The organism is Armatimonas sp. (assembly GCF_964826245.1).
The window spans coordinates 18,663-30,543 of sequence record NZ_CBAYMC010000014.1; the positions used below are offsets into that span (position 1 = coordinate 18,663).

Annotated in this window: 10 protein-coding genes; 6 read left to right on the plus strand and 4 right to left on the minus strand. The window is 58.9% G+C overall.

Features of this window, described 5'->3' with window-relative positions; genetic code table 11:
* Genes nuoI through AC1XOS_RS02830 form a run of 6 tightly spaced genes read left to right on the plus strand, consistent with a single transcriptional unit; the run spans window position 1 to window position 6,373 of the window.
* Window positions 1-480 carry an NADH-quinone oxidoreductase subunit NuoI gene (gene nuoI, locus AC1XOS_RS02805; RefSeq protein WP_481960696.1) on the plus strand — a complete coding sequence of 160 codons (480 nt, stop codon included), beginning with the start codon at window positions 1-3 and terminating at the stop codon, window positions 478-480.
* Window positions 481-1,014 carry an NADH-quinone oxidoreductase subunit J family protein gene (locus tag AC1XOS_RS02810; protein WP_481960697.1) on the plus strand — a complete coding sequence of 178 codons (534 nt, stop codon included), beginning with the start codon at window positions 481-483 and terminating at the stop codon, window positions 1,012-1,014.
* 2 nt (window positions 1,015-1,016) lie between these two features.
* Entirely contained in the window at window positions 1,017-1,325 is a 309-nt protein-coding gene (gene nuoK, locus AC1XOS_RS02815) for an NADH-quinone oxidoreductase subunit NuoK (protein ID WP_309722492.1), read from the plus strand.
* Between the two features lie 2 nt (window positions 1,326-1,327).
* A complete protein-coding gene (nuoL, locus tag AC1XOS_RS02820) occupies window positions 1,328-3,283 on the plus strand; it encodes an NADH-quinone oxidoreductase subunit L (RefSeq protein ID WP_481960698.1) in 1,956 nt (651 codons plus the stop codon).
* A gap of 3 nt (window positions 3,284-3,286) precedes the next feature.
* Window positions 3,287-4,744: a complex I subunit 4 family protein gene (locus tag AC1XOS_RS02825; RefSeq protein WP_481960699.1), complete on the plus strand. Its 1,458-nt coding sequence runs from the start codon at window positions 3,287-3,289 to the stop codon at window positions 4,742-4,744.
* A gap of 3 nt (window positions 4,745-4,747) precedes the next feature.
* The gene (locus AC1XOS_RS02830) at window positions 4,748-6,373 is read left to right on the plus strand and encodes an NADH-quinone oxidoreductase subunit N (RefSeq protein ID WP_481960700.1); all 1,626 of its coding nucleotides are present in this window, start codon (window positions 4,748-4,750) and stop codon (window positions 6,371-6,373) included.
* A 49-nt stretch (window positions 6,374-6,422) separates the two neighbouring features.
* On the opposite strand, the gene AC1XOS_RS02835 is transcribed toward AC1XOS_RS02830, so the two are convergent.
* From AC1XOS_RS02835 to AC1XOS_RS02850, 4 genes are all read right to left on the minus strand, one after another.
* Window positions 6,423-6,863 (minus strand): hypothetical protein, encoded by a 441-nt coding sequence (locus tag AC1XOS_RS02835; protein ID WP_481960701.1) that lies wholly within the window; start codon window positions 6,861-6,863, stop codon window positions 6,423-6,425.
* Entirely contained in the window at window positions 6,857-7,582 is a 726-nt protein-coding gene (locus AC1XOS_RS02840; protein ID WP_481960702.1) for an SDR family oxidoreductase, read from the minus strand. The genes AC1XOS_RS02835 and AC1XOS_RS02840 overlap by 7 nt, the downstream gene beginning before the upstream one ends.
* A gap of 56 nt (window positions 7,583-7,638) precedes the next feature.
* Complete coding sequence (locus tag AC1XOS_RS02845; RefSeq protein ID WP_481960703.1) at window positions 7,639-9,042, minus strand: DUF1501 domain-containing protein; 1,404 nt, start codon at window positions 9,040-9,042, stop codon at window positions 7,639-7,641.
* A partial coding sequence (locus AC1XOS_RS02850; protein WP_481960704.1) for a DUF1549 domain-containing protein occupies window positions 9,032-11,881 on the minus strand: 2,850 nt, incomplete at its 5' end. The genes AC1XOS_RS02850 and AC1XOS_RS02845, both read right to left, overlap by 11 nt.

The window sequence follows — 11,881 nt, forward strand, 5'->3', positions numbered from 1 at the left end:
ATGTCAGATTTTTGGGCAGATGTCAAACAGATGGCAACCGAGGTGGTCGCGCCTTTTAAGGGGCTGGTGACCGTTGGTAGCAAGCTGACAGAGAAGAAGACAACTATCGCCTACCCGGAGTTTCGCCGGCCGATGGGCGTACGTGCGCGCTGGCGGCATGTTCTGAATCGCTACGACAATGGGATGGAAAAATGCATTGGCTGCTCGCTCTGTGCGGGGGCGTGCCCGGCCAATGCGATCTTAGTGGTGGCAGCGGAGAATAAAGACGATGCCCGCTACTCCCCTGGCGAGCGCTACGCCAGCCGCTACGAGATCAATATGCTGCGCTGCATCTACTGCGGCTTCTGCCAGGAGTCCTGCCCAACGGGCGCGATTGAGCTTAAAGATATCTACGAGCTCGCCGAGGACAGCCGCAAGAAGCTGGTCTACACCAAGGAGATGCTGCTGGTTCCCGATCCCAACCGGGAGAGAGTAGACTAGATGATTCTCTTTCTGATTATCGCCGCGATTGCGCTGGCCACGGCGCTGCTCGTCGTGCTGAATCCCAACCCGGTGCGCTCAGCGCTGTTTCTGGTAGTGAACCTATTCTGCGTGGCGGGATTGTACTTGCTGCTCAATGCCTACTTCCTCTCTGCGGTTCAGGTGATTGTTTATACCGGCGCGATCATGGTCTTATTCCTGTTTGTGATCATGCTCTTGAACCTAGGGACACCGGATCGCTCGCTGAATAAGCTGAAAGCACAGGCTCCGATTGCAGTGCTAGGGGGGCTTGTCTTGGCCGGGACGTTGGTCTGGGCGGTGACAAAGGGAACTCCCCCGATTGCACTGCCGACGGAGCCGATGGTGGGCTTGGATACGCTAGGCTCGCCGCAGGGGATCGGCAAGACACTCTACGATCCCAAGAAGCCCTGGCTCTTTCCCTTCGAGGTCACGAGTATTCTACTGCTCATCGCGGTGATTGGCTCCGTGGTACTGGCACGTCGAAGCTACGGCGAGGAGGCAAGTAAATCATGAGTATGGCCGACGTTCCTCTCTCTTGGTATCTAATTCTCTCTGCGCTGCTCTTCACGACGGGCGTGGTCGGGGTGCTGGTCAAGCGTAACCCGATTGTTATTTTTATGTGTGTCGAGCTAATGCTCAATGCCGTGAATCTCTCGCTGGTGGCCTTTGGTCGCTATCTAGGAGATGCCGGTGGGCAGATGCTCTCGATCTTCGTCATGGCGGTCGCTGCCGCAGAAGTGGCGGTGGGGCTCGGAATCCTCATCGCTATCTTCCGGCTCCGCGATAATATCAACGTGGACGAAACCAACACGATGCGAGGATAGCCTTGGAACTACTCCCCTGGATCGTCCCGCTGCTACCGCTGGTGGGCTTTCTTATCAATGCTCTCATTGGAGTACGGCTTGGAAAGCCGGGCGCGGGCCTGCTGGCAACCGTGATGCTCTGGGCCGCGTTTGCTTGCTCCCTGGTTCTGCTGGGGCAGGTGCAGGCCGCACCGGAAAAGCGTCTCTTCTCCCCTGAGTTTGTCTGGTTCAATGCCGACACGCTGAGTGTGAGCTTCAAGCTCTCGATTGACACGCTCACGGCGCTCATGCTGCTCATTATTACGGGAGTCGGGGCACTGATCCACGGCTACTCAATGGGCTACATGAGCCATGAGAAGAACTACAGTCGCTACTTTGCGTATCTAAACCTCTTTGTCTTTTTCATGTTGCTTCTCGTGATGAGTAGTAACTTGGTGGGGATGTTTGTTGGCTGGGAAGGTGTCGGCCTAGCGTCGTACTTGCTCATTGGTTTCTGGCAGGAGAAAAAGTCTGCCACCGATGCGGGCAAGAAAGCTTTCATTGTCAACCGCATTGGAGATGCCGCGCTTCTGATCGCGCTCTTTTTGATCTTCCGTCACTTTGGGACTTTCGAGTTTTATGGTGAGAAGGGGATCTTGACGAAAACTGGGATAGAGGCTGCCCTAGGCAATGGCTACGGACTCGTCTCGACCACGGTGCCGATCTTACTCTTTATCGGGGCTTGTGGTAAGAGCGCTCAGCTTCCGCTCCATGTCTGGCTTGCTGATGCGATGGAGGGGCCGACACCGGTCTCCGCGCTGATCCACGCTGCTACAATGGTAACGGCAGGTGTCTATCTTCTCTGTCGCACCCACGAGCTTTTCCTCATGGCTCCTGGCGCGATGACTCTCGTGGCGATTGTGGGCTTGCTGACAGCACTTGTCGCGGCAAGTATAGGGCTGGCGCAGAACGACATCAAGAAAGTGCTGGCCTACTCAACCGTCTCTCAGCTTGGGCTGATGTTCCTTGCCTGTGGAAGCGGGGCGTTTGCCGCTGCGATGTTCCATGTCACCACCCACGCCTTCTTTAAAGCGCTCCTCTTCCTCGGCTCTGGCTCCGTGATCCACGCCATGAGTGGTGAGCAGGACATGCGCAAGATGGGGGGGCTAGCCAAGAAGCTTCCGATTACCTACGCGACCATGTTTATCGGGACACTCGCCATCTCCGGGATTCCGCTTCTCTCGGGCTTCTTCTCGAAGGACGAGATCCTGCTCAACGCCTTCGCCGGTCAGGCAGGCAATGCCTTTCAGTGGGGACTTGCTCTGCTGGTCTCTGCCATGACTGCCTTCTACATGTGGCGCATGATGGCCAAGACGTTCCTAGGCGAGTTCCGAGGCACCGAGGAGCAAGCGCATCACCTGCATGAGTCTCCTATCTCGATGACCGCGCCTCTGGGCATCTTAGCCGTGCTCTCGGTCTTCAGTGGTTACCTCAATCCTGCGGCGCTCAAAGCATTTGCGATCAATCTACCCGATACGTTTGGTCATTTTCTTGGGGAGAACGTCGAGTGGCGCACCGAGGCGAATGCACTTGCGGTCAGCCATAACACGGAGCTCATGCTGGTTCTGGCCTCATCTGCCATTGCCATCTTAGTCTCGCTGTTTGCCTGGAGCAAGTATAAGAAAGCCACCAACGGCGATCTTCTCACAGAGAAGCAGCGCCAGAGCGGCTGGTATCGGTTGGTCTATCAGAAATGGGGCTTTGATGAGCTCTACAATGCGCTCTTCGTCCGGCCTGGAAAACAGCTTGCGACTTGGCTCTGGCGCGTGGCGGATCTGCGTGGGGTGGATGGCCTGGTGCAAGGGGCGGGCAATATGATTGGCTCACTCTCGAACCTGCTCTCGCGCTTCCAGAATGGCTATGTTCGTAGCTACGCCCTGACAATGCTCGTGGGAGTGGTGCTGGTGATCCTGACATCGCTGCTGGGACGGGGGAGATAAATCATGTCTATACTGACCCTACTTATCCTGGTGCCTGCTCTGGCTGCCCTGATTATCGCCCTCGCTCCTGGTGGTGCTGCGCGACGGATCGCCTGCCTCACGGCGCTGGTGACTCTCTTGGGGACGGCCTCACTCCTGCGTGGACTCCCCGGTTCCGATGGCTTTTTTGAGGAGACCATTCAGCAGAGCGACTGGCTTCCTGCCCTGCGGATTCAGTTCCATGTTGGGGTAGATGCCATGAGCGCCCTGATGGTCGTTCTAACAGCCCTGCTCTCCATCGCGGCGATCGTGATGCCCTTCAAGGTCTCAGTAGGTAAAGAGAAGCTCTACTTTGGCTCGCTGCTCCTGCTCGAAGCCACTCTGATCGGCGCGTTTTCCTCGCTGAACCTCGTGCTGTTCTATGTTTTCTTTGAGGCGTGTCTGATTCCGGTCTGGTTCCTTGCCGGGAGCTTTGGAGGTGAAAAAGCCACCAAAGCCCTGATGAAGTTCTTCCTGTACACGGTAGTGGGCTCACTGGTGATGCTCTCCTCTATCCTGTGGCTGGGCTTTCATTTCCAGAGCTTCAGCTACATTGATATCCAGCATGGCCTCGTCAAAGAGCCGCTCTTGGGCCAGCTTGGGCTCTGGTTGATGCTGGGTTTTGCCGTGGCGTTTGCTGTCAAGACGCCGCTCTTTCCCTTCCACTCCTGGCAGCCCGAGACCTACGCGGCGTGTCCCACGGCGGGTGTGGTACTCGTCTCTGGAGCGATGGCAAAGCTTGGAACCTATGGCTTCTGGCGCTTCTGTATCGTCCTCTTTCCGGAGGCTTCCAAGCAGGCTGCGCCGCTGATGATTGGGCTGGCGGTGGTGGGGATTCTCTACGGAGCCCTTGTGGCGGCGATGCAGCGCGATGTGAAGCGCCTGATCGCGTACTCGTCCATTAGCCACTTAGGCTATATCGTGATGGGGCTCTTCTCAGGCTCGACTCCGGCGATCTCAGGGGCGATCTTGCAGATGGTAAACCATGGGATCACGGTTGGGGGGCTCTTTCTGGTGCTGGGCCTGATCGAGGAGCAGACCGGAACCCTTAAGATTCGCAGTCTTGGTGGGCTCTGGGAGCGCACTCCGGTGCTCTCTCGCGTTTTTCTGATCCTGACTTTGGCCTCCGTCGGTCTCCCGCTGACCAATGGTTTTGTCGGGGAGTTTATGATCCTGCTGGGGACATTCCAAAACTTCCCCGCGGCGGCGACTCTGGCGACAACGGGCGTGATCTGGTCGGCGGTCTACATGCTCTGGATGTTCCAGCGCGTGGTCTACGGCCCTGCGCAGAAAGAGCGCAACCTCACGGATCTCAAAGGGACGTCGCAACTGGTACTGGGGGTCTTTGTGGTTCTTGTCTTTGCGCTGGGGATCTTTCCTAAGACGTTTCTAGATATGGTAAGCCCAATCGCTGCGCTGGCGGCTCCTATGGAGAATAAATAAGTCATGTCTGAGATACTAGAGAGTCTTCAAGGGCTTCTCACTCCGCTTATCATCATGGTCTGCGGGATGCTGGTCCTCTTGCTTGACCTGCGTCGCAATGCGTTTGTGGCGCGAAAGTCGCTGGCACTGACTTGCCACATTGGGCTGGCGCTTGCGGCGATTGCTTGCCTGCCCGCGCTGAATGTTGCGTCACTCTCGGGAGTGAAGTTCCCTAGCTCCGATAGTCCCGCAGCACAGCTCTTCGGTGCAGGGATGACCATGGATGGCTTCAGTGCCTTGCTGGACATAACTCTCTGCCTTGTTGCGGCTATGGTCATCGGGATGTCCGGCCGTTACCTTGAGGACAAGCGCTTGGCCTTTGGCGAGTTCTATGCCCTGATCCTCTTTGCCACATCGGGCGCAATGGTGATGACGAGCGCACTGGATCTAATCAATCTCTTCGTCGGGCTTGAAGTTCTCTCTGTGGCGCTCTATATCTTGGCAGGCTATGCGCGTCGCGAGCTGCGCTCCGAAGAGTCGGCGGTCAAGTACTTCTTGCTCGGGGCCTTTGCCTCAGGCTTTCTCCTCTACGGAATCGCGCTGGTCTATGGTGCAGTGGGTTTGGCAGCACAGCGAGCCGGGATGCAGCTTGTGGGTGGCTCGTATACCAATGTGATGCATATCGCTGAGGTGCTCCGTCTGACCATGAGCACGGCCACACCGCTGGCGACCTCGCCCCTCTTTATCGTCGGGATCACGCTGATCCTCGTAGGACTTGGCTTTAAGGCGTCCCTGGTTCCCTTCCATACCTACGCGCCCGATGTCTACGAAGGCGCTCCGGCACCTGTGGCAGCCTTTATGTCCGCAGCGGCCAAGATCGGTGCATTTGCGGCGCTGGCACGGTTTCTTCAGCCGCTGGCAATCGTGGAGCAGCAGACTCCGACAATTCGCCATATTATCTGGGGCATTGCGCTGGCAACCATGCTCCTGGGAAATATTTTAGCGATTCGCCAAGTGAACCTCAAGCGCATGCTCGCGTTTTCGTCGGTGGCACACGCGGGCTACTTGCTGGTAGGGATCTTAGCTTCGCTTAGCTCGCGCAACAATATCGCCATTGACAGCATTGGGTTCTATCTGCTGGCCTACTCTCTGATGAATGTTGGAGCCTTCGCTGTAATGGTCTGGCTAGGGCACTCCGGGGAGGACGAGTTTACGGATATCCGCCGCTTTGCCGGTCTGAGCAAGCGCAACCCTGCCGCCGCCGCGACACTGACCATACTGCTTTTCTCGCTGGCGGGCATTCCGCTGACCGCAGGATTCTTAGGCAAGTTCTACGTGTTCTACGCCGCCGTCGGGGCGCAGCTCTACTGGCTCGCGGGACTGGGCTTGGTGATCAGTGTGATTGGCGTGGCATATTATTTGAACTTAGTGGTTCAGATGTACTTCCGCGAGCCACTGGACGATAGCAACCCAGAGGTTCGAGGGGGCGTCGCCAAGAACGTCGCGATTCTCTGTGCGATTCTGACACTGGTCTTAGGACTGATTTCTTCGGGCGTACTTGGTCCGCAAAAGGCACAAGATGCTAGCAAGCTCTCCGTCCCCATGCCTGCGAATGCCATGACACCCCGAGGGGGCTCGGTTCCGCAGTAAAGACAGTACGCCAACACAAACCCGCCCGAGAAATCTCGGGCGGTTTTTTTTAGTTCCCTTTAAAGGTGCAGTGCTCTGGGCGCACGACAAAGAACGGGGCGAAGTGCTCTTTGTGCCGGTAGGCCAAAAAGAGAATCAGCGCACCGAAGAAGCCCGCAATCGGTAAGCCTTTCGGATCCATAAAGAGATCATAGAGCAGGATATTGATCACGATGGGCCCGAGAATGAGCAGCGCCAGTGGAGCCAGCCTTCCTCCGATCAGCAGGGCGCCTGCCAGCATCTCCAGTGCTTTGACCACTTTCAGATAACCCGTGCTGTCCAGAGTCCCGAGAAAGCTCTGGGCACTGGCGCTGGCAGGCGGCAGGACAGGCAAGAAGTGCAGGAACCCGTTCGCACCAAAGACCAGAAACCCGACGCCGAGGATCACTTTCGCCATGACGGTGGCGTAGCGCAGGAGAGTGTTGTTTTTTACCGTGTTACTTTCTACCATGGGAGGCGATCTTGTTTATGGAAGTAGCCGCCCGTGGGGCCATCGGCGGGGAGCGTGGCCAGGTAGACACTGGTCTCTGCGCCCTCGGAAACTTCTAGCATCGCGCCCTCGCCGCCGAGCTCGGTCTTGACCCAGCCGGGATGCGCTGCGTTCACTTTGATACCAAGAGGCTCTAGCTCGCGTGCCAGGTGGACGGTGTACATGTTGACTGCCGCTTTGGATGCCCCATAGGCCGCCGCAAATCCGGACGCGCCATAGATGGGGGAGTCGGGTGTGGTTGCCAGGGTGAGTGAGCCTAGGATGCTGGTAAGCTGCACGATCCGTCCCGCCTCGCTCTTTTTCACCAGCGGCAGGAACGCCTGGGTTGTCTCGACGAGCCCAAAGAGGTTGGTCTCAAAGGTCCAGCGCCAGTGCGCCAAGTCCTCAGTGGTGGTAGGGCGATCAAATGTCCCCAGGCCCGCGTTGTTGACCAGAATATCGAGCTTTCCGAACTCTTTTTCCACAGTTGCCACGGCGGCTGCGATACTGGCCCCCTCGGTGACATCAAGCTGAATAGCCCGCACATCGCCGGTGAGCGTCTTGGCCGCCGCCTCGCCTTTTGCAAGATCACGTGAGCCCAGAAAGACCGTGATGCCTTGTGTGGCAAGCTGCCGTGTGGTCTCAAGACCAATGCCTTTGTTTGCGCCCGTTACCAGAGCGACTGTCGTTGCGTTTCCCATGCCTTCTTCTACAAGAACCCTCTCCCCGCGGGTCCCTAGCCATTCGGGGAGAGAGGCTAGGCGATAATCCCCGTGGCGACCTCGCCGTGGACATCGGTGAGGCGGTAGTTGCGGCCTCCGTAGAAGTAGGTGAGCTTCTTATGATCCATGCCCAGCAGGTGTAGGATCGTGGCGTGCAGGTCATGGACGTGGCATTTATCTTTCACCGAGTAGAAGCCGTAGTCATCGGTCTCGCCGTAGCGGAAGCCCGCTTTCACGCCACCGCCTGCCAGTACCATCGTGAAGCCGTGCGGATTATGGTCGCGGCCATCGTCGCCCTGGGCCACGGGGGTGCGCCCAAACTCGCCGCCAATCACCACGAGCGTGTCTTTGAGCAGGCCGCGTGACTTCAGATCTTTCAAAAGTCCCGCGATTGGCTTGTCGACTTCGGCGGCGTTGCTCGTGTGGTCTTTTCGGAGATCCCCGTGCTGATCCCATTTATAAGAATGCGTCACCTGGACAAAGCGTACGCCTTTTTCGGAGAAGCGCCGCGCGAGTAAACACTGGTGCCCAAAGTTGCGCGTCTTGGGATCATCGAGGCCGTAGAGTTTCTTAGTCGCCTCAGACTCTCCCGCGATCTCTTGAAGCTCCGGCGCGGCAAGCTGCATCTTAAAGGCCAGCTCAAACGAGCTGAGGCGGCCTTCCATCGCGGGGTCAGGGCCAGAGTGCGCGAGCTGCTCTCGCCCGAGCTGCCCCAGTAGCTCCAGCTCTAGCTTCTGCGCCTCACTCGGCGTCTCCGTGTTCTGGATAAAGGGAATCTTCGCCTGAGCCGCATCTATGCTCGCATTGCCAATGGGCGTGCCTTGGGTCCAGGCGGGCAAAAACGCCGAGCTCCAGTTGTTGACGCCGCCGTGCGTGAGTGTCGGGCAGATCGTCAGAAAGCCGGGCAGGTTCTGGTTTTCCGTGCCGAGGCCGTAGGTGATCCAGGAGCCCATGCTCGGGCGCACGAACGTATCGCTGCCAGTGTGCAGCTCCAAAAGTGCCCCACCGTGCCGCGAGTTCGACGCGTGCATGGAGTGGATGAAGCACAGGTCGTCCACACAGCCTCCCAGGTGCGGGAAGAGATCGCTGACTTCAATCCCGCTCTGGCCATAGCGCTTAAATGCCCAAGGGCTCTTCAGCAGATTGCCGGTCGGGCTGGAGACAATGCGCGGAATGGTGCCCGGAAACGGCTTGCCATGGTCGCGGGTGAGCAGCGGCTTGGGGTCAAACGTGTCCACTTGGCTTGGCCCGCCGTGCAGGAACACAAAGATCACCCGCTTGGCCTTCGCAGGAAACGGCGGCGCTTTAGGCAGGAGCGGGTTGCGGCTTGTATCTGCCTTTGCCTCTTGGTCGAGCAGGCTCAGGAGGGCTAGGTTGCCAAAGCCAATTGCGCTATTTTTCAGAAGCTGGCGGCGCGAAAACTCAGATCTAATCAACATAGAGAAACTCATTGGCGGCGATTAAAGACTTGCAGAGGCTCTGCCAGGCGCTCTGGCGCGGGTTGGGGGCCTTGGCGTAAGCGGCCTCGAAGCGGGCGAGAAAATCGAAGGCACGGAGCACCTCGGCGGTGGTTGCGGGGCGTCCGTAGCACGTGAGGTAGAGCGAGCGCACGCGGGCTTCGTCGTCGAGTGCTGTGTCTTTAAGCAGCACTTCGGACTGGGCCTTGGTAGCGCTGAGCACCACCGAGCTATTGAGCATGAAGAGGGCTTGGGGCGCGACGGTCGTGCTGGGGCGGTCACCGTTCATGACCGTGGGGTCGCCAAAGTCAAAAGCCGTGTAGACATCGTAGAGGGCGCTGCGCACGACTGGGAGATAGACCGCGCGGCGGCGGCTGTCGTACTTGACGGGGTCGGCGTTGGCGGTGCTGGTGACATACTGGCGGGGCCGGAAGGTCAGCAGCGTGCCCCCGAGCGTCTTATCCAGTGTCCCTGTGACTGCCAGGATGCTGTCGCGAATCGCTTCTGCCTCCAGGCGCTTTCGCGGGAAGCGCCAGAGCAGCTTGTTGTCCGGGTCGAGCGCGGCGGCTTTTTTATCGAACTGCCCACTCATCAGATAGGTATTGGTGAGCATCAGGCGCTTGTGAAGCTTTTTCAGGCTCCAGCTATCGTCTTTGACAAAGCTTGTGGCCAGCCAGTCCAGAAGCTCGGGGTGGGTGGGCAGGTCGCCCAGCGCTCCGAAGTTATCCACCGAGCCCACAATCCCGCGCCCGAAGCGCCAGCGCCAGACCCGGTTGACGAAGACCCGCGCCGTGAGTGGGTTCTTCGCGTCGGTGAGCCACTGCGCCAGCTCCAAGCGCCCACTGCTCGCCATCGGCAGGGCAGGCTGGTTCTCGCCGGAGATCGCGGTGGGGAAGCGCCGGACACACTCCTCGCCCAGCGTGAGATAGTTGCCGCGCAGGTGGACTTTTAAGTTGGTTGGGGTTCCCTCGCTCACGGCCATCGCACGCGGCAGCTCGGGGCGGGATTTTTCCAGTGCTACGCGCTCGTCATCGAGGCGCTTCAGCTCGGCCTGCACGTCTTTTGGGAAGAGCCGGTCGGGCTTGTCGGGAAGCTCTAAGCGAATCTCTTTTTCGTCTTTGATACGCTCGGCCAGCTCCGCCACCAGCTCTGGGAGGAGTGTTGCCTCAGCGGCAAGCGTCTCTAGGCTCTGGGTGAGCGGTGCATCGGGTCGGGAGATCAGCAAGAGCTTGTCGATGTGTGGGAAGTAGCTATCGCGCTCCAGCTTGATCGTATTGGTTCCCGCCTTTAGTGCAAAGACTCCCTCCGCAAACCACTTCTGATGCTGGGGATAGAAGCCCCCGGTCACTTTCCCAGCAGCGCTGGAGGCCACGAGGGCGCCATTGACATAGATGCGGCAGGCTCTAGGGTCCCCTGAGGCGTAGCGCAGGTCGAGCTGGTACGGCCCTGCCGTCGGCACGGAGACCTCGTACTCGGTGCGGTTGGGGTACTGCTCGGCATTGACCAGCACGCCGATCTCTTTTCCAAAGCCGCCCCTGTCTTTGTTGACATTACCGCGGGTGAAGTCCTCGGCCTCACGCAAGATCACGCCCGCTGGCACAGCACCATCCGGCACCGGGATAGTCGCACTGAGCGCGGTCGCGGCTTTCTGAGTGGCGAGGAGCTGACGAGCGGCTTTCTCGTAGGCAGCGGTCTGGGGGCGCACCTGCGCTAAAAGAGCCTTCTCAGCGGCCTCGCGCTGTTTATTGGCGTCGTCGCGGCGGGTTTTTATTTGCGCTTCGATAGCGGCGAGCTTGTCCTGATCCTCTTTGCTGGCAAGCGGGCGCTCGTTCCAGTCGGCCATGTTCTTAAAATTAAGCATGGTCTTGGTGGACTTGAAGATGCCAGCAAGCGCGTAGTAATCTCTTGCCGGGATCGGGTCGAACTTATGGTCGTGGCAGCGTGCGCAACCAATCGTCAGGCCGATAAACGTCTTGCCCAGCGTGTCCACTTGCTCGTCGATAATGTCCAGCTCTTGCTTAACGGGATCGTCTTCGGCGAGCATCTTGGGTCCCAGCGCCAGATAGCCCGTGGCGATAATGCCACTGTCGCCCGCACCGGGGATTAAGTCGCCTGCGAGCTGCTCTTGAATGAAGCGATCAATCGGCTTGTCGGCATTGACCGAATTGATGACCCAGTCGCGGTAGCGCCAGGCGTTGGCGTAGACTAAGTTCTCATCGACACCGTTCGAGTCGGCATAGCGTGCCACATCCAGCCAGTGCCGCCCCCAGCGCTCCCCATAGGCTGGTGAGGCGAGTAGCCTGTCTACCACGCGCTCAAACGCACCGGGCTTGGCATCGGCCAGAAACGCGTCTATTTCTTGCGGCGTCGGCGGCAGGCCCGTCAGATCAAAAGTCGCACGACGAATCAGCGTCCGGCGATCCGCAGGCGGTGCGGGCTTCAGGCCCTGGCTCTCCAGCTTGGCCAGCACAAACGTATCGAGCGGGTTCTGTGCCCACCAGCGGGCTTTTACCTTGGGGAGCGCAGGCGTTTTCGGCGGCACAAACGCCCAGAACGGGCCTTTAGGCTTACTAGGAGCTTTTGTCGCACTCGGCCAGGGCGCACCGGCAGCAGCCCAGCTCGTCAGCGCCGCTCGCTCCGTCTCGGGCAGCTTCCCCGAGGGTGGCATCTTGATCGCACCTGTGTAGCTCACCGTGGCGATAAGTTGCTTCGCTTGCGCCGCGGAGATCGCCTTATCCAGCCGCAAGTTCCCGAGCTGCTGATTTGGGCCATGGCAGGCGACGCAGCGTGCTAGAAGCGCCGGGCGCACTTTCGATTCAAA

Excerpts from the sequence above, each read along its gene's own strand:
- nuoI (WP_481960696.1), top strand. The coding sequence starts at position 1 with ATGTCAGATTTTTGGGCAGATGTCAAACAGATGGCAACCGAGGTGGTC.
- AC1XOS_RS02810 (WP_481960697.1), top strand. The coding sequence starts at position 481 with ATGATTCTCTTTCTGATTATCGCCGCGATTGCGCTGGCCACGGCGCTG.
- nuoK (WP_309722492.1), top strand. The coding sequence starts at position 1,017 with ATGGCCGACGTTCCTCTCTCTTGGTATCTAATTCTCTCTGCGCTGCTC.
- AC1XOS_RS02825 (WP_481960699.1), top strand. The coding sequence starts at position 3,287 with ATGTCTATACTGACCCTACTTATCCTGGTGCCTGCTCTGGCTGCCCTG.
- AC1XOS_RS02830 (WP_481960700.1), top strand. The coding sequence starts at position 4,748 with ATGTCTGAGATACTAGAGAGTCTTCAAGGGCTTCTCACTCCGCTTATC.
- AC1XOS_RS02835 (WP_481960701.1), bottom strand. The coding sequence starts at position 6,863 with ATGGTAGAAAGTAACACGGTAAAAAACAACACTCTCCTGCGCTACGCC.
- AC1XOS_RS02840 (WP_481960702.1), bottom strand. The coding sequence starts at position 7,582 with ATGGGAAACGCAACGACAGTCGCTCTGGTAACGGGCGCAAACAAAGGC.
- AC1XOS_RS02845 (WP_481960703.1), bottom strand. The coding sequence starts at position 9,042 with ATGTTGATTAGATCTGAGTTTTCGCGCCGCCAGCTTCTGAAAAATAGC.